The organism is Priestia sp. JV24, from assembly GCF_025910025.1.
Lineage (GTDB): Bacteria > Bacillota > Bacilli > Bacillales > Bacillaceae_H > Priestia > Priestia megaterium.
Genome location: NZ_JAPCIN010000024.1, coordinates 241,543 through 264,438, shown reverse-complemented (window position 1 = coordinate 264,438; position 22,896 = coordinate 241,543). Strand labels below are relative to the sequence as shown.

Below are 22,896 nucleotides of genomic sequence, written 5' to 3'. Positions count from 1 at the left end.
AAGTAAAAGGCGGCCGCTGTGGCTGCCTTTTTTATTTGGAATATGTGAATGCGTCACGTACTGTAAAAAGGTGAATTCTCGGCGTATCTATCATATTTCCTTTGAAGTATTATTGAATTCTTTCTTTAGAATGTTTATACTATTTAAGTTATAACGTATTCATTTTAATAAGGAAGTGTCTTTTGTGAGTAACGCTTCAGAAGTCAAGAAACCCATTGAAGTTAAAATTGTGACGGATATCCGCGATGGTCACCGAAAAGAGACAACATCGGTAAATGCAAAAGGTATGTATTATGAAAAAGGATCGAAAATTTATCTTACATACACAGAGCGCCAAGAGGAAATCGGAGATATTAGAACAATGGTGAAAATTAGCGAAGATGAAGTATCAATTAATCGAACCGGTGCTGTTCAAATGAAGCAATCGTTTCGTAAAAAGGTACAGATCGAAGGAACTTATATAAGCCCTTATGGACGTATGGATTTACTGACATTCGCTCATAACATTGAATATAAACAAATGACTCAAAAGGGTCGATTATTTTTAACGTATGATCTAGAAGTACAGGGTCAGCCTACCGGGAAATATGCGTTAACCATTACATTCAAGGAGGAGAAAAAATGAACATCGTCGAACAAGTGCAGCAAAAATTAAAAGCTGAAATTCAAGATGCTGTGGTCAAAGCAGGACTTGCTGAAAAAGCAGAACTTCCAGAAGTTCTATTAGAAACCCCAAAAGATAAAACACATGGTGATTATTCTACCAATATGGCTATGCAGCTAGCTCGTATTGCCAAAAAAGCACCGCGTGTTATCGCTGAAGAGCTTGTAGCAAACTTCGATAAATCAAAAGCATCTATCGAGAAAATTGACATTGCAGGCCCTGGATTCATCAACTTTTATATGAATAACTCTTATTTAACAGAGCTTATCCCAACGATTGTAAAAGCTGGTGAAGCGTACGGTCAAACAAACGTAGGGAACGGACAAAAAATACAAGTTGAGTTTGTTTCAGCTAATCCGACAGGGGATTTACATTTAGGACATGCCCGCGGTGCTGCAGTTGGAGACTCATTATGTAATGTTCTTGAAAAAGCAGGTTACGATGTGTCACGTGAATACTATATTAATGATGCTGGTAATCAAATTAATAACCTGGCTTATTCAGTAGAAGCACGCTACATGCAGGCTCTTGGTTTAGAGAAAGAAATGCCTGCAGACGGCTATCATGGTGCTGACATTATAAACATCGGAAAAGAGCTAGCAAAAGAGCACGGAGACAAGTATGTAAATGCCTCTGAAGAAGAGCGATTTGAATTCTTCCGTCAATACGGGTTAGATTATGAGTTAGCTAAATTAAAGCGTGATCTTGAACAGTTCCGTGTGAAATTTGACGTATGGTATTCTGAAACGTCTCTTTATAAAAATGATAAAATATCAGTTGCACTTGAAACCCTGAAAAAACAAGGTCATGTATATGAAGAAGAAGGTGCTACGTGGTTCCGTTCTACGACATTTGGTGATGATAAAGACCGTGTGTTAATTAAAAATGACGGTTCATTTACGTACTTAACACCAGATATTGCGTATCACCAAGACAAAATTCAACGCGGATTTGATAAGCTAATTAACATTTGGGGAGCCGACCACCATGGATATATTCCTCGTATGAAAGCGGCGATTCAAGCGCTTGGTTATGAAAAAGATACGCTTGAAGTAGAAATCATTCAGATGGTTCAACTGTATCAAAATGGCGAAAAAATGAAGATGAGCAAACGTACAGGTAAAGCAGTAACAATGCGTGATCTAGTAGAAGAGGTAGGCCTTGATGCAACTCGCTACTTCTTTGCGATGAGAAGTGCGGATACACATTTAGACTTTGATTTAGATTTAGCTGTTTCTCAATCTAATGAAAACCCTGTATACTACGCGCAGTATGCTCATGCTCGTATTTGCAGTATTCTTCGTCAAGGTGAAGAGATGGGGATTCAATCAACATCTGGCGCTGACCTTTCATTAATTAGTGCAGAAAAAGAAACGGAACTGCTGAAGAAAATCGGAGAGTTCCCTCAGGCCGTAGCGGAAGCAGCAACAAAACGTATTCCGCACCGCATTACAAACTATGTATTTGATCTTGCTTCTACGTTCCATAGCTTCTATAATGCAGAAAAAGTATTAGACAGCGATAATATAGAAACAAGTAAAGCGCGTATTGAACTAGTGAAAGCTGTTCAAGTAACGCTTCAAAACTCCTTAAAACTAATTGGTGTTTCAGCACCCGAAAAAATGTAACAAAAAAAGAGCCTCTTGGCTCTTTTTTAATTTAAAAAACAAGCGTGGCACCTCCCGTACGCTTTACTCCTCTCATTGATGCTAAATCTTCCACTAATTTTAGCAGCGCTTTATCTTTTAACTTTGCTTCAATCATTACGTCAAAATCTTTTCCAATATCTTTAGCTATTTGCAAAAAAGGTGCGATAAAATCAGTTGAGACATAATCAGAGTGACTTCTGAATTCTTTTTCAGATTTAGGAGAAGAGATATGTATTTTTGGTTTTAACCCGATATGTTTCCACGTGTCAAAGATACGAGGGAGCAATAATGCAAGAGGTTCTTCTCCTTCATTTGCTTTGTGGTGGTGATAATCAAAGAGGAGAGGGACTTTCTCTTTTTCGCATACAGCTAACGTTTCTTCAGTTGTGTATGTTTTATCATCATTTTCAAGAGTCATGCGCTTTTTAATGACAGGTGGCAGCGTTTGAATGTTTTCATGAAATCGACCGATCGCCTTTTCTTTATTGCCATAGGCTCCTCCTACATGAATATTAATAAGAGCTTGATCGGCTACTCCCATCGCTTCAAGCATTCTATAGTGATAATCCATATCTTTTACCGCATTTTCTGTAATATGTTTTTTGTCGCTTGTAAATAATGTGAACTGATTGGGGTGAAAACTCACGCGCAGCTGATGATTCCGAATCAATTCTCCTATCTCTGACCAATCGTCTTGGAACGCATCAATGTAATTCCAATCTACTTCAGGATGAGTAGCTAAAGGAACAAGAGAAGATGATAATCGATACAGCATAATTTCATGGGCAATATTAAAATGTAAAGCGCGCTTAGTATGATTCAAATTTTGTTTTGTGACGTAATGAAGCTTATCCAGCCTCTCATCTTTTTTCATTTTTTCCCATCTAGTAAACGTGAGAGTCTTCGCAGGTGAGCAGTCCCAAAGCGACAGGGCATGTGATACATAGCCAAATCTAATTTTCATTATAAATTTTCCTCTTTTCGTTCATTAAAGTAACGGAGAAATAAAGGTTGCAAATCCTTGCTTTAGTTTTTCACTCCATTTTCGGTTTTTGACGTCTTCTAAAGACAAAACTGGGCATTCCCCCATACAAGCTTTAAAGCTGTTCTTTACCTCTTCAATGTATGTGGCATCGTAGATTAAACAGTTAATTTCAGCGTTTAAGAACAAGCTTCTTTTATCAAAATTAGCCGTTCCTACATCGCAGATAACATTGTCTGCAATTAATACTTTTGCGTGGTAAAAACCGTAATAATATTGATAAATCATGCAGCCTGCTTGAAGTAATGTAGGAAGATAGGCAAATGCAGCATGATGAACAAGCGGTTGATCTGCACGCATTGGAATCAATATATGAACTTGTACTCCCCGTGCTCGAGCTTGCAATAAAGCATTCATCAAAGGTTCACTTGGAATAAAATAAGGAGTACCTATGTACAATTCCCTATTGGCTTGGTTGATAATCGATAAAAAGCTTTCTTCAAGTGAAAAACCTTCAGTTGACTGTAGCTGAATAACATAGTCTCCTTCAGAGGTTGGTGGAAAGTATCTTTCCACTTTACGCAGGTCTATGCCGGTAGCAGCATACCAGTCGCTCAACAGCTGTATTTGAAGATCTTGGATACCTTCACCTTCCATACGCAGGTGGTAATCTTTCCACACTCCAAGCTTGGCGTCGAGTCCTAAATATTCTCTTCCGATATTAAAACCGCCAATGTAGCCAACTTTCCCATCAATAACGGCCATTTTACGGTGATTGCGTGCGTTGAGTGTATAAAACAAATAAGGCCACCGTAGCGTTCGACTGTAAGCAAAATGAACACCTTGTTTCTTTAAGAATGCAATTTTGTTTTTCTTGATTTTATAGCTTCCCACACGGTCTACCAATAACCGGACTTCAATATTTTGCTGTGCTTTTTGGACTAGTAAATCTAAAAAATCTTGACTAATTTCATCATTTTGTACGATGTAAAACGATAAATGGATAAACGAAGAGGCATTTTCTATTTCGTGAAATAGATCTTTATACAAGACATTCCCGTCTGCGAACAAAAAAAGAGAAGCACGGCGCTTTGGAAATGTATTTTCAGCCTGAGAAAATACTTTCTTTCCAACGCCAAGGTCAATTGCAAGCCAAGCAATAAAAATAATAAAAAGTAAAATTACAACCATGCCGCTCATCATGTCACCTCTTTTCCCGATGTAAATACATTTTATGTTGTTCTTAGTGTCACCTTGTTTAAATAGAATATGAACAAAAGAACGAAAAGATATTGACTGAATGCTCATTCATTATATACAATGAAAACAGATATATTATCAGAAAATTTAGTCGTCAGGAGGAAAGAAAGGTAACAAACTATTCAAGGAGGGGACGAGATGACAGGGTTGCTGTGGGTGAATTTTCTCTTTTTTATTATTGTAACCGCTTACGCTGCTTCTTTGTTTGTATATTTAATTCGCACACGCATTGAGTATATTCAATTAGGGAAAAAAGTTGAATTTGATCAGCGGTTAAAAGAAAGACTGCAAAAAATTTGGGTGAACGTGTTTGGACAAAAGAAGCTGTTAAAAGATAAAAAAAGTGGAATTATGCACGTCATGTTTTTTTATGGGTTTATTTTGGTTCAGTTCGGCGCGTTAGACTTCATTATAAAAGGTTTGCTTCCAGGTAAACATTTGCCGCTTGGACCTTTATATCCCGGTTTTACATTTTTTCAAGAAATTGTGACGTTTTTGATTTTAGTAGCAGTTGTCTGGGCTTTTCACCGTCGCTACGTAGAAAAGCTTGTGCGTTTAAAAAGAGGGTTTAAATCTGGTTTAGTACTGATTTTTATTGGAGCACTTATGCTGTCAGTGCTTGTCGGAAACGGTATGTCAATCATCTGGCATAATCATGAACCGTCATGGACAGAACCGATTGCGTCATCGATTGCGATCTTGTTTAAGGGAATCAATGATATTGCCGCTATCTCCATTTTTTATGTTTCATGGTGGATTCACTTAGCCGTGTTATTGACGTTTTTAGTATATGTTCCTCAATCAAAACATGCTCATTTACTGGCTGGACCGGCTAATGTATTTTTTAACCGTGTTTCTAAGCCAGGTAAGCTTGAAAAGATTGATTTTGAAGACGAGACCCAGGAGACGTTTGGGGTTGGAAAGATTGAAGAATTCACGCAGCATCAGCTTATTGATTTATATGCCTGTGTGGAATGCGGTCGATGTACGAATATGTGTCCGGCAACGGGTACAGGGAAAATTTTATCTCCAATGGATTTAATTTTAAAGATGCGCGATCACTTAACAGAAAAAGGAGCGGTTGTGACATCCAAGGCACCTTGGGTTCCTACGTATGCATTCTCCAAAACAAAAGGAAATCAGCTGGCGATGATGGCGGCCGGCCAAGGCGGAGCAGAGGCTGCAGCAACAGCGGAATATAATCCCGCTTTAATCGGAGATGTCATTACGGAAGAAGAAATTTGGGCATGTACAACGTGCCGAAACTGTGAAGATCAATGTCCCGTAATGAACGAGCATGTAGATAAAATCATAGATTTACGACGTTTTTTAGTATTAACTGAAGGAAAGATGGACGCGGATGCTCAGCGTGCCATGACGAATATTGAACGTCAAGGAAACCCTTGGGGATTAAACCGAAAAGAGCGTGAAGAATGGCGACATGTAAGAGAGGATGTTCACATTCCGACTGTTAAAGAAGCAAGTAAAGCTGGTGAAACGTTTGAGTATTTGTTCTGGGTAGGTTCGATGGGATCTTATGATAACCGCAGCCAAAAAATCGCTCTATCGTTTGCTAAGCTTCTCAATGAAGCTGGTGTTTCATTTGCGATTTTAGGAAATAAAGAAAAAAATTCTGGTGATACGCCCCGCAGGTTGGGCAATGAATTTTTATTCCAAGAGTTAGCTTCTAAAAATATCGCTGAATTTGAAAAAAATGAAATCAAAAAAATTGTTACGATTGATCCACATGCTTACAATATCTTCAAAAATGAATATCCAGATTTCGGTTTTGAAGGAGAAGTGTATCATCACACAGAATTATTAGCTGTGTTGGTGAAAGAAGGTAAGCTGACACCAAAACATGCGGTTAATGAAAAAATTACCTTCCATGATTCCTGTTATTTAGGAAGATATAACGAAGTATACAGTCCACCAAGAGAAATTTTGAAAGCGATTCCAGGTGTTAGTTTGATTGAAATGGATCGCAACCGTGAAAATGGTATGTGCTGTGGAGCAGGAGGAGGGTTAATGTGGACGGAAGAAACGACCGGCCAGCGCATTAACGTAGCGCGCACGGAACAAGCCTTGGCCGTTAACCCAAGCATTATCAGTTCAGGTTGTCCGTACTGCTTAACGATGCTAAGTGACGGAACAAAAGCAAAAGAAGTAGAAGAAAAGGTTCATACGTATGATGTAGCAGAACTGCTTGAAAAGTCAATTTATGGTGACGTGCAAGAACAGGTTTCATAAAGGAGAAGTAGAGATGGTATTCATCTCTACTTTTTACAGAAAGGAAATTGAGCAAGCGTTCAATCGGCAAGGACAAAGATTAGGAAAAAGGGGAGGAAACAATAGTGGGGAAAACAGTTATTGTGAGTGCAGTTCGAACACCTTTTGGAAAATTAGGTGGCAGTGTAAGCGGACTAAAAGCGGCAGAACTAGGCGGGAAAGCGATTCAAGCAGCATCAAAGGGACGTACAGAAATTGATTCCGTTATTATGGGGTGCGTGCTGCAAGGGGGCCAAGGACAGCTACCTTCTAGGCAAGCCATGCATTATGCAGGTTTACCGTGGCAAGTAGAGACGGAAACCATTAATAAAGTTTGTGCATCAGGTATGCGCAGTATTACAACTGCTGATCAGCTGATTCGATTAGGAGAAGCAAAAACAATCATTGCAGGTGGAATGGAATCGATGAGTAATGCACCGTATCTTCTTCCAAAAGCAAGGTGGGGGTTCCGTATGGGAGATAGCGTTGTGACGGATTTGATGGTTCATGACGGTTTGACATGCAGCTTTACCGGGGTTCAAATGGGTACGTATGGAAATGAAATCGCTTCTGAAATGGATATTTCCCGAGAAAAGCAGGATGAATGGGCGCTTCGCAGTCATCAATTAGCAGTAGAGTCAGAAGAAAAAGGGAGATGGGATGCAGAAAGAATTTCAGTTGATATTCCGTCTAAAAAAGGAACGATAACGGTTCAAAAAGATGAAGGACCAAGAAAAGATACGTCGTTAGAAAAACTCTCGTCTCTTCGGCCTGTATTTGGCCACAGTGGAACCATTACAGCAGGAAATGCACCTAGCGTGAATGACGGAGCAGCTGCGCTCATGCTAATGGATGAAGATGTGGCGAAAGCAAATGGCTATGAGCCGTTGGCTACGATTATAAACCATACTTCTCTTGCGATGGAGCCAAGGGAGTTTCCGAAAACGCCTGGGTTTGCTATTAACAAGCTATTGCAAAAAACAAATAAGACAGTAGACGATATTGCGCTGTTTGAAATCAATGAAGCTTTTTCAGCAGTAGCGTTGATGAGTATGGAAATTGCAGGGCTTCCGGCTGAAAAAGTAAATGTGAACGGCGGGGCTGTAGCACTTGGACATCCGATTGGAGCAAGCGGCGCCCGTATTGTTGTAACGCTCATTCATGAATTAAGACGACGAGGCGGCGGACTAGGCATTGCTTCTATTTGCAGCGGCGGCGGCCAAGGTGATGCCATCATGGTAGAAGTATAAAAGGGGGATACCAACTTGAATATTGAAACAGTTATGGTTATTGGAGCAGGTCAGATGGGAGCAGGCATTGCGCAAGTATTTGCTGCGAGCGGATATCAAGTTTCTTTGTATGACGTTGATCAAAAAAATACACAAAAAGGAATAGAAGGTATTGATAAACGTCTGAAAAAGCAGGTGGGAAAAGGTTCTCTCTCAGCTAAGGAATATGAAGAAATTATGGAGCGCCTTCACCTGGCAAACGAAATAACAGCAGCACAAAAAGCAGATTTAATTGTCGAAGCGGTTGTGGAAAAGATGGAAGTCAAGCAAGCCATTTTTGCGGAGTTGGATTCGTTAGCCCCGAATCATACTGTTTTAGCAACCAACACGTCTTCGCTTCCTATTACTGAAATTGCAGCTGTGACCACTCGACCTGAAAAAGTAATTGGCATGCACTTTATGAATCCTGTTCCGGTGATGAAACTCGTTGAAATTATTAGAGGGCTGGCTACTACCGATGAAGTGTATCAAGCAGTCTATGAAACAACGAAAAAATTAAATAAAACCCCGGTGGAAGTTCATGATTTTCCAGGGTTTGTTTCAAATCGAATTTTAATGCCAATGATTAACGAAGCAGTGTTTACGCTCTATGAAGGTGTAGCAAACGAAGAGGATATTGATCAAGTGATGAAACTAGGAATGAACCATCCAATGGGACCTTTGACATTAGCAGATTTCATCGGCCTCGATACATGTTTGTTTATTATGGAAACGCTTCATAAAGGATTTGGTGATGACAAATATCGGCCTTGTCCATTGCTTAGGAAATATGTAAAGGCAGGGTGGCTTGGTCGAAAAACAGGAAAAGGATTTTTTACGTACGAAACATAAAGGAGTGGCGAAATGATCTTTTTTACGTCTGAACAACACATGATTAAAAAGATGGTAGCTGATTTTAGTGAAAAAGAAGTCGCTGCGGCTGTGCCAAACATGGAAAAGGGTAAATTTCCTCGAGGTTTATTAAAGCAGATGGCTGATCTGGGCCTGATGGGCATTCCCGTTCCTCAAGTATACGGAGGAGGCGGACTGGACTTTGTGTCGTACATGATTGCCATCCACGAAATATCAAAAGTAAGTCCAGCCCTCGGCGTCATTTTGTCTGTTCATACTTCTGTAGGTACGAATCCTATTGTCGTATTTGGGACGGAAGATCAAAAACAAAAATATGTAAAAAAACTGGCGACAGGTAAATATTTAGGTGCTTTTTGTTTAACAGAACCTAGTGCAGGGTCTGATGCTGCAAGCTTAAAAACAAAGGCAGAACGAAAAGGAGACCACTATCTTTTAAATGGCTCAAAGCTTTTCATTACAAACGGTGGAGAAGCGGATACGTATATTGTATTTGCTAAAACGAACCCCGAACGCGGGTCGAGAGGGATGAGCGCTTTTATCGTTGAAAAGACGATGGAGGGATTTTCAGTAGGAAAAGATGAACATAAGATGGGTCTTCACGGTTCTCGAACGGTTCAACTGCACTTTGAAAATATGCAGGTGCCTGTAGAAAATCGTCTCGGAGAAGAAGGTGAAGGCTTTCGAATTGCGATGGCTAATTTAAATGCCGGAAGAATTGGTATTGCTGCTCAGGCGGTAGGAATTGCTGAAGGTGCGTTAACGGCAGCTAAAAACTATGCAAATGAACGATATCAATTCGGAAAACCGATTTTATCTCAGCAGGGTATTGCCTTTAAACTGGCTGATATGGAAACGGCTGTTGAATCAGCGAAGCTTTTAATGTATAGAGCGGCTTTTTTATATGATCAAAAACTTCCTTGTAAAAAAGAAGCCTCAATGGCGAAATTGTTTGCTTCCCAAACAGCGATGAATGTAGCAATCGATGCGATTCAAGTTTTGGGAGGCTATGGTTATATGAAAGATTATCCAGTAGAGAGGTATTTTCGCGATGCTAAAGTATGCGAAATCTACGAAGGTACAAGCGAAATTCAGCGCATCGTCATTAGCAGTCAATTATAGGGGGGAATAATCATGTTTTTTAAACTTTCAGAAGAACACGAAATGATTCGAAAAATGGTGCGGGACTTTGCCAAAAACGAAGTGGCTCCGACAGCTGCACAACGAGATGAAGAAGAACGTTTTGACAGAGGAATCTTTACGCAAATGGCTGATCTAGGATTAACAGGTATTCCATGGCCGGAGCAATACGGAGGAATTGGCAGTGACTATCTAGCATATTGCATTGCCGTTGAGGAACTGTCTAGAGTATGTGCATCGACAGGCGTTACGTTGTCGGCTCATACTTCTCTAGCCGGCTGGCCAATCTATACATTCGGAACAGAAGAACAAAAACAAAAATACCTGAAACCTATGGCAACGGGTGAGAAAATAGGTGCTTATGGATTAACCGAACCGAGTGCTGGATCAGACGCAGGAGGAATGAGAACGCTCGCTGTAAAGGACGGAGAAGATTATATTTTAAATGGTTCTAAAATCTTTATTACAAACGGCGGCGAAGCGGATATTTACGTCGTATTTGCTCGCATCGACCCCAATGAAAAACGCACGAGCGCTTTTATTATTGAAAAAGATATGCCGGGATTTTCAGTTGGTAAAAAAGAAAAGAAACTGGGTATTCGCTCTTCACCTACCACAGAAATTATTTTCGAGGACTGCCGTGTTCCAAAAGAAAATTTGCTGGGAAATGAAGGAGAAGGATTTAAAGTTGCGATGATGACACTAGATGGCGGCCGAAATGGCATTGCAGCGCAGGCTGTAGGAATTGCTCAAGGGGCATTAGATGCGGCCGTAGCTTATGCCAAGGAACGTCAGCAATTTGGTAAGCCAATTATTTCTCAGCAAGGAATTGCTTTTAAGCTAGCTGACATGGCCACGAGTATAGAAGCTGCCAGACTGTTAACCTATCAAGCTGCTTGGCTGGAGTCTCAAGGGCTGCCATATGGCAAAGAATCAGCCATGTCAAAATTATATGCCGGGGATACAGCAATGAAAGTAACGACAGAAGCTGTTCAAGTATTTGGAGGATACGGTTATACAAAAGATTATCCAGTAGAACGTTTTATGAGAGATGCAAAAATCACGCAAATTTATGAAGGCACACAAGAAATTCAGCGTCTTGTCATTTCTAGGTATCTTGCTAAATAAAACACTTGTTGTAGGAGAGGTGAAAAAATGAAAAAGAGAGAAGTTCTCACATCCATTAAAGATGAAAAGCTGATTGTAGAGCGTCGTAATCAAATGATTAAAGGGGCCGTCACGCTATTTAAGGAAAAAGGTTTTCACCGAACAACAACAAGGGAGATTGCCAAAGCCGCTGGGTTTAGCATTGGTACGCTTTACGAATATATTCAGTCTAAAGAAGATGTTTTATATCTTGTATGTGACAATATTTATGATGAAGTGAGAGAGAGATTAGAAGAGATGGTAGTGGATCGTTATACAATCTCTGAGCTTCAACAAGCGATTCAGCACTATTTTAAAGTTGTGGATGAGCTTCAAGATGAAGTATTAGTCATGTACCAAGAAGCGAAATCGCTGTCTAAAGATGCGCTTCCATATGTATTAAAAAAAGAGCTGGATATGGTTGAAATGTTTAAGGTTATTATCGAAGGCTGCGTAGAAAACAATCAATTTGCACTTACGGATAAAGAAATTTCGCTGTTCGCTCATCATTTATTTGTTCAAGGTCAGATGTGGGCATTTCGCAGATGGTGGCTGCAAAAGCATTATTCATTAGAAGAATATACAAATATGCAGTTAGATTTTTTACTTAAAAATTTTTCATTTCAACAACTGTGTGAGGGGGAGACAGTTTGAATACAAGCAAAAGACCGCTTCGTTTTTTAACCGCTTCTAGCCTGTTTGACGGCCACGACGCGTCCATTAATATTATGAGACGAATTCTTCAAGCCAAGGGGGTAGAAGTCATTCACCTGGGGCATAACCGATCTGTTGAAGAAATTGTTAACGCTTCCATACAAGAGGATGTTCAGGGGATTGCTATTTCTTCTTATCAAGGCGGCCACGTAGAATATTTTAAGTATATGTATGATTTAATCCAAGAACAACAGGCTTCTCATATTAAAATTTATGGAGGAGGAGGAGGGGTCATTATTCCGAGTGAGATTCAAGAGCTTCATGATTACGGCATTTCTAAAATCTTTTCTCCGGAAGATGGACGAAAAATGGGGTTAGAAGGCATGATTCAATTCATGATCGATGATTGTTATTACACAAATCCCCCTGCACTGCCGAAGGATCGAACCTTAACGCCGGCTAATAACCGTTTAATTGCCCAGCTTATTACATGCGCTGAAAATGAAGCCTATGAATACACAAAAGAGCATGCAGCCGCTCTTGAAGAAATCCGAGGAAGTGTAATCGAAAGCGAGACGGATCAAAAAATACCGGTTATTGGAATCACAGGAACGGGAGGAGCGGGGAAAAGTTCACTTACGGATGAATTAGTAAGAAGGTTTATTGAACATATTCCAGATATTCATGTAGCTGTCTTATCCGTCGATCCAACTAAACAAAAAACCGGAGGGGCGCTTCTTGGGGATCGAATTCGCATGAACATCGCAGCGTCTCCTCGTGTGTATATGAGAAGTTTGGCCACGCGCTCATCTGGACATGAGCTATCGGCGGCCATTCGAGATGGAATTGCCGTCGTGAAAAAAGCGGGTTTCGACATTATCATTGTCGAAACAAGCGGCATCGGGCAAGCTGATGCTCAAGTCAAAGATATTGCAAACGTCTCTCTGTATGTAATGACAAGCGAATTTGGCGCGCCGTCGCAGTTAGAAAAGATTGAAATGATTGATTACGCAGACTTTATTGTAATCAATAAATTTGAAAAAAAAGGTTCCGAAGACGCAAAAAAACAAGTGCAGCGTCAATATCAGCGTAATCATCAGCTGTTTGAAAATAATCTCTCTACGATGCCAATTTACGGAACAATTGCGAGTCAGTTCAACGACGGGGGAACAAATATTTTATTTGAAGATCTTGTAAATCATCTGCATCAAACATGCCGTACGTCTTGGCACGTAGAAAAATCATCAGAGCGCGTAAGTGAAAAGAAATATACCATCATTCCTAATGATCAACAGCAATATTTACAGGAGATTGTAAACAGCGTTCGCTCTTATCACCGCAATACGGATGTTCAAGTGCAAACAGCGCGTAAATTTTATCAGCTAGAGGGTGCTTTGGAAGAAGTGGAAACAGAAACGGCCAAGCAAGAGCTCACTCAGCTAAAGGAGAAATATCAAAAACGGCTAACGGCTGAATCGATTGAAAAGCTGGAAAACTGGCCTAAATTAAAAAGTCAGTATCGGCAAGAAGAACTTATTACAAAGATAAGAAATAAAGAAATTAAAACCTCTCTGCAAGTTGATACCCTATCGGGACTGCGTATTCCGCGCGTGGCCCTTCCAAAAGTTGAAGAATACGGGGAAGTTCTTCGTTTTCTTTATAAAGAAAATGTGCCAGGTGCGTTTCCTTATACAGCAGGTGTTTTTCCGTTTAAACGAAAAGGAGAAGATCCTAAGCGCCAATTCGCAGGCGAAGGAACACCAGAACGAACGAATCGCCGCTTTCACTATTTGTCAAAAGATGATGACGCTAAGCGTTTAAGTACAGCGTTTGATTCTGTAACGCTTTATGGAGAAAATCCGGATCCAAGGCCGGATATCTTCGGGAAAATTGGCGAAAGCGGCGTAAATGTCTGTACGCTTGATGATATGAAACTCTTGTATAAGGGATTTGATCTTTGCCATCCGTCGACTTCCGTTTCGATGACGATCAATGGGCCGGCTCCAATATTACTAGCTATGTTTATGAATACAGCTATCTGTCAGCAGGTGGAGAAGAAGGAAGAGGAGATGAAGCGTCCTTTAACAGAAGAGGAATACGAGGACGTAAAATCGGGTACGTTGAAACAAGTGAGAGGAACCGTTCAAGCGGATATTTTAAAAGAAGATCAAGGGCAAAATACGTGTATTTTTTCCACGGAATTTGCATTGAAAATGATGGGAGATATTCAGCAGTACTTTATTGACGAGAAAGTGCGCAACTATTATTCTGTTTCTATTTCAGGCTATCATATAGCTGAAGCAGGGGCTAACCCGATTTCTCAGCTCGCGTTTACATTGGCCAACGGCTTTACGTACGTGGAATATTACTTGAGTCGAGGCATGCACATTGATGATTTTGCTCCTAATTTATCGTTTTTCTTTAGTAATGGACTTGATCCTGAATACACAGTTATTGGACGTGTAGCGAGAAGAATCTGGGCAATTGTGATGCGTGATAAATACGGCGCGAATGAACGCAGTCAAAAGCTTAAGTATCATATTCAAACATCCGGCCGATCGCTTCATGCACAGGAAATTAACTTTAATGATATACGTACGACGCTACAAGCCTTAATGGCCCTTCATGACAACTGCAACTCTCTTCATACCAATGCGTATGATGAAGCAATTACAACGCCGACAGAGGAATCTGTACGAAGAGCGATGGCCATTCAATTAATCATTACAAAAGAGCATGGATTAACTAAAAATGAAAATCCACTACAGGGCTCTTTTATTATTGATGAACTAACAGACTTGGTAGAAGAAGCGGTATTGGCTGAGTTCCAACGCTTAAATGATCGAGGCGGCGTTTTAGGTGCGATGGAAATGCAGTATCAGCGAGGTAAGATTCAAGATGAATCGATGGAATATGAGATGCAAAAACATACGGGAGATTTACCTATTATAGGAGTAAATACGTATATTAATCCAAATGAAGAGGAAAATTCCTCAGTTGATGACATGCAGTTAGCCCGCGCATCAAAAGAAGAAAAAAATCATCAAATTAATCAGCTTCAGAAGTTTCAACAGCAGCATAAAGAAAAAAGAGAAGATGCGCTGAAAAGGTTAAAGAAAGCTGCAACAGAAGGAGAGAACATTTTCAAAGAGTTAATGGAGACCGTTAAAGTAGCCAGCTTAGGAGAAATTACGCGAGCTTTATATGAATGCGGTGGGCAATATCGTCGAAATATGTAATAATGTATCGTTAGTATATAGTGATATATTAAAAGCCGCGATGACCATTTTTGGTCATCGCGGCTTTTATAGACTTAACCCTAACGGACTCAGAATAACTGATGGTGAATTCCTTTTGGTCAAAGGATGCTGTTGGTATATCAAGTAGAATGTATTATAGTAATAAAATGTCTATTTTTTCGTTGTTTTATGCGAAATTCTCGAGAATTTTAGAAACGAGGCTAGCATAAATGTATTGAATTTGTTTATAATGAATGGTATGTATTTATTCGTTTCCATCATTTACACATATGATGAATTGATTTAATAGATTTTCGATATACATAGCCATAGAAAGGATGTGCCAGATTTGAGTTTAGCACAGTACTCAAAAACGGATTTAAAAGAAATGTCGATGATTGAGATTGCTTACGCGCTTCTAGAAGAAAAAACAGATCGTCAAGCAATGTCATTCCAAGAAATTATTGCTGAAATTAAAGCAGCAGCGGAAATGTCAGATCAAGAATTAAAAACGAGATTAGCTCAGTTTTATACAGATATTAATATTGATGGTCGCTTTTTAACAGTAGGGGACAACCACTGGGGTCTTCGTGGATGGTATCCTTTTGACCAGGCTGAAGAAGAAGTTATTCCGGTTGCAAAACCTAAAAAGAAAAAAGCGAAAAAAGCTGTTGTTGAAGAAGTTGAAGACTTTGATGATCTAGAAGAAGATTTAGATTATGAAGATGTTGACGATCTAGACGAAGAAGAAGATTTTGAAGACATCGACGAGCTAGAAGAAGATGAAGATGATCTTGCAGAAGACGATTTTGACGATTTAGAAGATGATCTAGACGATGATGAGGAAGATGAAGAAGACGATTATGAGGACGAAAAAGAAAAATAATCCTTCTTGACTTTTTCAAGCGAAGTAGGTAGAATCTTTTTTGGGCTCTTTAAACAAGCATTTAAAAAGTTTTTATTTAAAATAGACTATTGCTCCCAATCCAGTTTTGGTATTGGGAGCAATTTTTTTATTTTATGTATCAATGTTTTACACCCCGATATGTTCTTATAAATCCTTGATAGAAACTTTCTTTTGGTTCTTGAACGTTTCACATTCATAAGGTTTCTTATAATTTCGCATGCACAATGAATGAATTGTGATTGTTTATGTGAAAACTTTTAATATTGTACAGTTCAAATTATTTAGAGGGGGAAGTATAGATGACAAAGTATATTTTCGTAACAGGCGGTGTTGTATCATCTCTAGGAAAAGGGATTACAGCAGCTTCTTTAGGCCGTTTATTAAAAAACCGTGGGTTGAACGTAACGATTCAAAAGTTTGATCCATACATTAACGTAGACCCAGGAACAATGAGTCCATACCAACACGGTGAGGTATTCGTAACAGATGACGGCGCGGAAACAGACTTAGACTTAGGTCACTATGAGCGTTTTATCGATATCAACTTAAATCGCTACAGCAATGTAACAACAGGTAAAGTATATTCAACAGTATTGAAAAAAGAGCGTCGCGGTGATTATTTAGGCGGAACAGTTCAGGTTATTCCGCACATCACAAATGAAATTAAAGAGCGCGTTTTCCGTGCAGGCAAAGAAACAAACGCAGATGTTGTTATTACTGAAATCGGCGGAACGGTAGGAGATATTGAATCACTTCCTTTCCTAGAGGCTATTCGTCAAATCAAAAGCGATATTGGCCGTGACAACGTTATGTATATTCACTGTACACTTGTGCCATATTTAAAAGCCGCTGGTGAAATGAAAACAAAACCAACACAGCATAGTGTAAAAGAATTACGTAGCTTAGGTATTCAGCCAAACGTAATCGTTGTTCGTACAGAAATGCCAATTTCTGAAGATATGAAAGATAAGCTAGCTTTATTCTGCGACATTGATCCAAAAGCAGTTATTGAGTGTGCAGACGCTGAAACATTATATGAAATTCCACTATCTCTACAAGAGCAGCACTTAGATCAAATCACATGCGATCACTTGAAATTAGATTGCAAAGAAGCAGAAATGACTGAGTGGAAAGCACTGGTTGAGAAAGTAAAAGGACTTTCAAATACGACAAAAATCGCATTGGTTGGTAAGTATGTAGAGCTTCAAGATGCTTATATTTCTGTCGTGGAAGCAATGAAACATGCTGGATATGCATTCGATGCAGATGTAAACATCAAGTGGGTAAATTCTGAATTTGTAACAAAAGAAAATGTTCAAGATTTACTTGGTGATGTAGATGGTATCTTAGTTCCAGGTGGATTTGGTGATCGTGGAATTGAAGGTAAAATTGTAGCAACACAATATGCACGTGAGCAAAAGGTTCCATTCTTAGGTATTTGCTTAGGTATGCAGCTGGCATCAGTTGAGTTTGCGCGTAATGTATTAGGCTTAGAAGGCGCACATTCAGCGGAAATTGCACCTGGAACAAATTATCCAATTATTGACTTATTACCAGAACAAAAAGACGTAGAGGACCTAGGCGGTACATTGCGTTTAGGACTATACCCTTGTAAATTGTCTGAAGATACGCTTGCATATGAAGCATATCAAGATGAAGTGGTATATGAGCGTCATCGTCACCGTTATGAATTTAATAACGAATACCGTCAACAAATGGAAGAGAAAGGCTTTATCTTCTCTGGTACAAGCCCAGACGGCCGTTTAATTGAAATTGTAGAGCTAAAAGACCACCCATGGTTCTTGGCTTCGCAATTCCACCCAGAGTTTACTTCTCGTCCAACAAGACCGCAACCATTGTTCAGAGAATTTATTCGCGCATCAATGGAGTCAGGCCAAAACAAATAAGTGAAATAAAAAACACGCTGTCTTTAGACAGCGTGTTTTTTATTCATATTCTTCTACGATTTCTTTTAGTGTGAAAGTTAAACCGTAGTACGCGTATAAAGCGACCATCATTGCTGGAAAACCAAATCTTGAGCCGTCTTCTCCAGGAATAAGCGGCTTTAACAATTTTGTATCAATATGAGCATCTGCGAGTGCTGTTAAAGAAGGTTCGGCTATCTCTTTAGGAACAGCCGCAATGCTAACAAATGGAATATCCCGTTTCTTTAAACGTTCAGCTATTTCCATTGCTTTATTATCTGTTGAAAATCGAGAGACAAGCAGTACGCGATCAACGCTAGTCAGCTGATCTAATTCATGTAAAGGCAAAGCTTTTGCCTGACTTAAAGGTTCTGCACTGCTTAGTGCTTCAAGCGTAATGGCGTGCATTTCTTCTACACCATAAATATAGATAAATCCTTCTCCGACAGAGGCCTGTGCTAAAATACGCGCTGCATCTTCAAATTGGAATTCTTCTTGTTCTTCAATTCGTTTAAAAAAACCTGAAAGTTGAGTTGTGAAAATTTTAAGCATAGAATCTCCCTTCGATTTAAGCGGCTAAAGCCGTCTATCTACACATTATAACGAAAAAAGCTATCTGTATTCTATCTTGAAATGAGCTACAATGAAAGTAAAGTGCAATGAAGTTGGATGGATGACAAAAAAAGCTATGTTTTGTAACAATTTCTCTAATAAGCAGGGATTTTTGTTTTAAAGGCGAAATACATATGTTAGTTTTGTCTGTAGAAGAGGAATATAAAAGGTGGGATTATATTGGCAGAGAAAATTTTAATTGTTGATGATCAGTATGGTATACGTATTTTATTAACGGAAGTGCTGCAAAAAGAAGGCTATACGACATTTCAAGCGGCGAACGGCTTCCAGGCGATTGATATTACAAAAGAGCAAGCACCGGATCTTGTCTTATTAGATATGAAAATTCCAGGAATGGATGGAATTGAAATTTTAAAAAGGTTAAAGCAGCACGATGAAGCAATTAAAGTCATTATTATGACCGCTTATGGTGAATTGGATATGATTCAAGAAGCAAAAGATTTAGGAGCATTAACACACTTTGCAAAACCGTTTGATATTGATGAAATCCGAAAAGTTGTTAGGGAATATATACCAGTAAAGTCGAATTAAGGTTTTGGTAGGGTTTTCATCCTAACAAATTTTGAATATCAGCCTAAAAATGTTGCTGTTTTCATTGTTAGTTGGTATCCTAATTACTGTATTCATAATTCGACAATCTATTATGTAAAGATGCGCGTTGTTTCTACATGAAACACTCAATTCAAGAGCATACTATTTGAGTGTGCCTTTTGGTTAGCATCTAATCTAAGGTTGATTTTAAGGAGGATTTCAATATGCCTTTAGTATCAATGAAAGAAATGCTTATTACAGCAAAAGAACAAGGCTATGCAGTAGGTCAATTTAACTTAAATAACTTAGAGTTTACTCAAGCTATTCTTCAAGCAGCAAAAGAAGAAAACTCTCCAGTTATTCTTGGTGTATCTGAAGGTGCAGCACGCTACATGGGCGGTTTCAAAACTGTTGTAGCAATGGTTGAAGCTCTAATCGAAGATTACGACGTTCAAGTACCAGTTGCAATTCACTTAGACCACGGTTCAAGCTTTGAATCATGTGCAAAAGCAATCCATGCTGGATTCACTTCTGTAATGATCGATGCTTCTCACCATCCATTTGAAGAAAACATTGCAATTACTTCTAAAGTAGTTGAACTAGCTCACTTCCACGGAGTATCAGTAGAAGCAGAACTAGGAACTGTTGGTGGACAAGAAGACGACGTTATTGCTGAAGGCGTTATCTATGCAGATGCTAACGAGTGTGAAGAACTTGTTAACCGTACAGGTATCGATTGCTTAGCTCCAGCATTAGGATCAGTTCACGGACCATACAAAGGTGAACCAAACCTAGGTTTTGCTGAAATGAAAGAAATCGGAGATCGTACAGGCTTACCATTAGTTTTACACGGTGGAACTGGTATTCCAACAAAAGATATCCAAAAATCAGTTTCTTTAGGTACTGCTAAAATCAACGTAAACACTGAAAACCAAATTGCTTCAGCTAAAGCTGTTCGTGAAGTATTAGCTGCGCAACCTGAACAATATGATCCACGTAAATACTTAGGACCTGCTCGCGAAGCAATCAAAGAAACGGTTCAAGGTAAAATGCGTGAATTCGGTTCTTCTAACAAAGCATAATTTGAAATCTTCGGATTGCCTGTTTGCAGTTAGTTGATTCTGAAAAATAAAACCGTCTTATTTTTATTGTAAGGCGGTTTTATTTTTACTATAATTTTCTTATCATTCTGAATACATAACACAGGGGGATGGCATTCATGAAGTTTTTTATTGATACGGCTAATTTAGACGAAATTAAGGAAGCGCATTCATTGGGTTTGTTAGCGGGGGTTACAACAAATCCTAGTTTAGTAGCTAAAGAGAACATCACGTTTGAAGATCGTCTTCGTGAAATTACAGAGTTCGTTGAAGGGTCTGTAAGTGCAGAAGTGATTGCGCTTGATGCAGAAGGCATGATTCGCGAAGGAAAAGAGCTTGCTGCGATTGCGCCGAATATCACAATCAAGGTACCGATGACTCCAGATGGCTTAAAAGCAGTAAAAGAATTTACTAGTTTAGGTATTAAGACAAACGTTACGCTTATTTTCTCAGCTAACCAAGCGTTAATGGCAGCAAGAGCAGGTGCTACTTACGTATCGCCTTTCTTAGGAAGATTAGACGATATTGGTTTTAATGGTCTCGATTTAATCTCAGATATCGCAGATATTTTTGCGATTCATGACATTCCATCAGAAATTATTGCAGCATCTATTCGTCATCCGATGCACGTAACAGAAGCTGCAAAAAATGGAGCACATATTGCGACAATTCCTTACAAAGTTTTAATGCAATTGTTCAAACATCCGTTAACAAACGCAGGAATTGACCAATTTTTGGCAGATTGGGAAAAACGAAATGTCTAAACATGTATAAATTTGTGTGGCGTTTACCATCCTGACAGGTGAATGCCATATTTTTCTTTTATCTTGTCGAAACTATACATGATTTTTTCATTTTCGTGTACACTAGTAGGTAATAGGAAAAATAACCATTCTTTTAGGTATTCTTTGTACCAAAATTTTCCTCAATTACTAGGTGAGAAACTTTCTTTCACTAGAAGGGAGCTATAAATGGAAAAGTTAAAAATACAAGGTGGCTTTACCTTAAGTGGATCCGTCCGCGTCAGTGGTGCTAAAAATAGTGCCGTTGCGCTTATTCCAGCAACAATTTTAGCCGAGTCACCTGTTACAATTGAAGGTCTGCCCGATATTTCAGACGTGCAGTTATTAGGGGATTTAGTTGAAGAAATTGGTGGGAAAGTAACCATTGATAACGACGAATTAACAGTAGATCCATCCGGAATGGTTGCAATGCCTTTACCGAACGGAAAAGTAAAAAAATTACGCGCTTCTTATTATTTAATGGGGGCGATGTTGGGACGCTTTAAAAAAGCGGTAGTTGGGCTTCCAGGAGGCTGTTACCTTGGTCCTAGACCAATCGATCAGCACATTAAAGGCTTTGAAGCTCTTGGCGCTAAAGTAACAAATGAGCAAGGAGCTATTTACATTCGAGCTGAGGAACTGATTGGTGCTCGAATTTATTTAGACGTTGTTAGCGTAGGAGCAACAATCAATATTATGCTCGCTGCTGTAAGAGCAAAAGGGCGTACCGTTATTGAGAATGCTGCTAAAGAGCCTGAAATTATTGATGTAGCTACGTTGCTAACAAGTATGGGTGCCCGTATTAAAGGTGCAGGTACGGATGTTATTCGAATTGATGGAGTAGATCAATTAAAAGGATGCCGTCATTCCATCATTCCAGACCGAATTGAAGCAGGCACGTATATGATCATGGGAGCGAGTATGGGAAAAGAAGTTGTTGTGGACAACGTTATCCCTCAGCATTTGGAGTCATTAACGGCTAAAATGCGTGAAATGGGTATTCATATCGAAACAAGCTCAGATCAAATTCTTGTAGCGACTCGTCAGCTATTGAAGCCCGTAGATATTAAGACGCTAGTATATCCAGGTTTTCCAACTGATTTACAGCAGCCATTTACGACGCTTCTAACAAGAGCGTCTGGTACAAGCGTTGTGACAGATACAATTTACGGTGCAAGGTTTAAGCATATTGATGAGCTGAGACGAATGAATGCATCTGTTAAGGTAGAAGGACGTTCTGCTATTATTAATGGTCCCATTCACTTACAAGGTGCACGTGTGAAAGCGTCGGACTTACGAGCAGGAGCAGCTCTCGTAACGGCTGGCTTAATGGCCAAAGGGATTACAGAGGTAACGGGTTTAGAGCACATTGACCGAGGTTACAGCCATTTAGTAGACAAGCTATCGGATTTAGGGGCAATGATTTGGCGTGAAGAGATGACTCAAGAGGAAATTGAGCAATTTCAAAATTCATAAAGGCAAATCGGTGCCACAGTCATGAAAGCAAAGTTTAGAAATGAGCTTTTTAATAAGCTACACAGGCGTAGGAGCGTTCTTCTATCTCTGTGTAGCTTATATATTTATGAATAGGGTAAATAGATAAAAAGAGAAGCTAAAAGGTAAATTTCACTTCTTATTTTAACGTCCAGTTTATTTCCTTTAATGTGAAATTATGAAAAGGTTTTCCTCGCTTCTCGTAAGCTATTAAATTTCCTTTTTTTTATTCATCTTCTAAAGTAAAAAAAGATTGATTAAAAAGATAGAAAAAGGTTAGAATATAAATTGCTACGTTAAATTTATCAAGATAATATAAATGGTTTTATGTCGGAATTATTCTTCTAAAAGTGTATAGTTAATCAATTGATTCTACTTATTATA

The 22,896-nt window shown here is 39.2% G+C and carries 18 protein-coding genes; 15 read left to right on the top strand and 3 right to left on the bottom strand.

Annotated features, from left to right (window positions below):
* The first annotated feature begins 184 nt into the window (after positions 1–184).
* Positions 185–625 (top strand): DUF1934 domain-containing protein, encoded by a 441-nt coding sequence (locus OK414_RS26970; RefSeq protein ID WP_014457736.1) that lies wholly within the window; start codon positions 185–187, stop codon positions 623–625.
* Complete coding sequence (gene argS, locus OK414_RS26965; protein ID WP_034648246.1) at positions 622–2,292, top strand: arginine--tRNA ligase; 1,671 nt, start codon at positions 622–624, stop codon at positions 2,290–2,292. Before OK414_RS26970 ends, argS begins: the two co-directional genes overlap by 4 nt.
* Positions 2,293–2,323: 31 nt before the next feature.
* On the opposite strand, the gene uvsE is transcribed toward argS, so the two are convergent.
* Positions 2,324–3,277 carry a UV DNA damage repair endonuclease UvsE gene (uvsE, locus tag OK414_RS26960; RefSeq protein WP_095380189.1) on the bottom strand — a complete coding sequence of 318 codons (954 nt, stop codon included), beginning with the start codon at positions 3,275–3,277 and terminating at the stop codon, positions 2,324–2,326.
* A 24-nt stretch (positions 3,278–3,301) separates the two neighbouring features.
* On the bottom strand, positions 3,302–4,498 hold the full coding sequence (gene cls, locus OK414_RS26955; RefSeq protein WP_228459483.1) for a cardiolipin synthase: 1,197 nt from the start codon (positions 4,496–4,498) through the stop codon (positions 3,302–3,304).
* A 195-nt stretch (positions 4,499–4,693) separates the two neighbouring features.
* On the opposite strand from cls, the gene OK414_RS26950 reads away from it, so the two are divergent.
* The 9 genes from OK414_RS26950 to OK414_RS26910 all read left to right on the top strand — a co-directional run bounded on the left by OK414_RS26950 (position 4,694) and on the right by OK414_RS26910 (position 17,954).
* Positions 4,694–6,805 (top strand): (Fe-S)-binding protein, encoded by a 2,112-nt coding sequence (locus tag OK414_RS26950; RefSeq protein ID WP_205662053.1) that lies wholly within the window; start codon positions 4,694–4,696, stop codon positions 6,803–6,805.
* Positions 6,806–6,909: 104 nt separating this feature from the next.
* Positions 6,910–8,073 carry an acetyl-CoA C-acetyltransferase gene (locus tag OK414_RS26945; RefSeq protein ID WP_016765938.1) on the top strand — a complete coding sequence of 388 codons (1,164 nt, stop codon included), beginning with the start codon at positions 6,910–6,912 and terminating at the stop codon, positions 8,071–8,073.
* A 15-nt stretch (positions 8,074–8,088) separates the two neighbouring features.
* On the top strand, positions 8,089–8,943 hold the full coding sequence (locus tag OK414_RS26940) for a 3-hydroxybutyryl-CoA dehydrogenase (protein WP_016765937.1): 855 nt from the start codon (positions 8,089–8,091) through the stop codon (positions 8,941–8,943).
* Between the two features lie 12 nt (positions 8,944–8,955).
* Positions 8,956–10,083: an acyl-CoA dehydrogenase gene (locus OK414_RS26935; RefSeq protein WP_263045926.1), complete on the top strand. Its 1,128-nt coding sequence runs from the start codon at positions 8,956–8,958 to the stop codon at positions 10,081–10,083.
* 12 nt (positions 10,084–10,095) lie between these two features.
* A complete protein-coding gene (locus OK414_RS26930; RefSeq protein WP_013059833.1) occupies positions 10,096–11,229 on the top strand; it encodes an acyl-CoA dehydrogenase in 1,134 nt (377 codons plus the stop codon).
* Positions 11,230–11,256: 27 nt separating this feature from the next.
* Entirely contained in the window at positions 11,257–11,901 is a 645-nt protein-coding gene (locus tag OK414_RS26925) for a TetR/AcrR family transcriptional regulator (RefSeq protein ID WP_013085484.1), read from the top strand.
* On the top strand, positions 11,898–15,140 hold the full coding sequence (gene icmF, locus OK414_RS26920; RefSeq protein ID WP_034648251.1) for a fused isobutyryl-CoA mutase/GTPase IcmF: 3,243 nt from the start codon (positions 11,898–11,900) through the stop codon (positions 15,138–15,140). The genes OK414_RS26925 and icmF overlap by 4 nt, the downstream gene beginning before the upstream one ends.
* A gap of 349 nt (positions 15,141–15,489) precedes the next feature.
* A complete protein-coding gene (gene rpoE / locus OK414_RS26915; RefSeq protein WP_033580392.1) occupies positions 15,490–16,026 on the top strand; it encodes a DNA-directed RNA polymerase subunit delta in 537 nt (178 codons plus the stop codon).
* Positions 16,027–16,346: 320 nt separating this feature from the next.
* On the top strand, positions 16,347–17,954 hold the full coding sequence (locus OK414_RS26910) for a CTP synthase (RefSeq protein ID WP_034648257.1): 1,608 nt from the start codon (positions 16,347–16,349) through the stop codon (positions 17,952–17,954).
* A gap of 39 nt (positions 17,955–17,993) precedes the next feature.
* Here OK414_RS26910 and OK414_RS26905 read toward each other — a convergent pair whose 3' ends face one another.
* Positions 17,994–18,524, bottom strand: a complete 531-nt coding sequence (locus tag OK414_RS26905; protein WP_034648260.1) for a DUF2529 family protein — start codon at positions 18,522–18,524, stop codon at positions 17,994–17,996.
* A 237-nt stretch (positions 18,525–18,761) separates the two neighbouring features.
* On the opposite strand from OK414_RS26905, the gene OK414_RS26900 reads away from it, so the two are divergent.
* The 4 genes from OK414_RS26900 (at position 18,762) to OK414_RS26885 (ending at position 22,494) form a co-directional block, all read left to right on the top strand.
* Positions 18,762–19,136, top strand: coding sequence for a response regulator (locus tag OK414_RS26900; RefSeq protein ID WP_095380192.1), 375 nt, complete (start codon positions 18,762–18,764; stop codon positions 19,134–19,136).
* 224 nt (positions 19,137–19,360) lie between these two features.
* Positions 19,361–20,218, top strand: coding sequence for a class II fructose-bisphosphate aldolase (locus OK414_RS26895; RefSeq protein ID WP_013059826.1), 858 nt, complete (start codon positions 19,361–19,363; stop codon positions 20,216–20,218).
* A 137-nt stretch (positions 20,219–20,355) separates the two neighbouring features.
* Positions 20,356–21,000, top strand: coding sequence for a fructose-6-phosphate aldolase (gene fsa / locus OK414_RS26890; RefSeq protein ID WP_013059825.1), 645 nt, complete (start codon positions 20,356–20,358; stop codon positions 20,998–21,000).
* A gap of 207 nt (positions 21,001–21,207) precedes the next feature.
* A complete protein-coding gene (locus tag OK414_RS26885; RefSeq protein WP_013059824.1) occupies positions 21,208–22,494 on the top strand; it encodes a UDP-N-acetylglucosamine 1-carboxyvinyltransferase in 1,287 nt (428 codons plus the stop codon).
* The last annotated feature ends 402 nt before the right edge of the window (positions 22,495–22,896 follow it).

Bases quoted from the DNA above. Each gene is read 5' to 3' on its own strand.
- OK414_RS26950 (WP_205662053.1), top strand. From the start codon at position 4,694: ATGACAGGGTTGCTGTGGGTGAATTTTCTCTTTTTTATTATTGTAACC.
- OK414_RS26925 (WP_013085484.1), top strand. From the start codon at position 11,257: ATGAAAAAGAGAGAAGTTCTCACATCCATTAAAGATGAAAAGCTGATT.
- cls (WP_228459483.1), bottom strand. From the start codon at position 4,498: ATGATGAGCGGCATGGTTGTAATTTTACTTTTTATTATTTTTATTGCT.
- OK414_RS26905 (WP_034648260.1), bottom strand. From the start codon at position 18,524: ATGCTTAAAATTTTCACAACTCAACTTTCAGGTTTTTTTAAACGAATT.
- argS (WP_034648246.1), top strand. From the start codon at position 622: ATGAACATCGTCGAACAAGTGCAGCAAAAATTAAAAGCTGAAATTCAA.
- OK414_RS26930 (WP_013059833.1), top strand. From the start codon at position 10,096: ATGTTTTTTAAACTTTCAGAAGAACACGAAATGATTCGAAAAATGGTG.
- uvsE (WP_095380189.1), bottom strand. From the start codon at position 3,277: ATGAAAATTAGATTTGGCTATGTATCACATGCCCTGTCGCTTTGGGAC.
- OK414_RS26885 (WP_013059824.1), top strand. From the start codon at position 21,208: ATGGAAAAGTTAAAAATACAAGGTGGCTTTACCTTAAGTGGATCCGTC.
- OK414_RS26895 (WP_013059826.1), top strand. From the start codon at position 19,361: ATGCCTTTAGTATCAATGAAAGAAATGCTTATTACAGCAAAAGAACAA.
- OK414_RS26910 (WP_034648257.1), top strand. From the start codon at position 16,347: ATGACAAAGTATATTTTCGTAACAGGCGGTGTTGTATCATCTCTAGGA.
- OK414_RS26935 (WP_263045926.1), top strand. From the start codon at position 8,956: ATGATCTTTTTTACGTCTGAACAACACATGATTAAAAAGATGGTAGCT.
- fsa (WP_013059825.1), top strand. From the start codon at position 20,356: ATGAAGTTTTTTATTGATACGGCTAATTTAGACGAAATTAAGGAAGCG.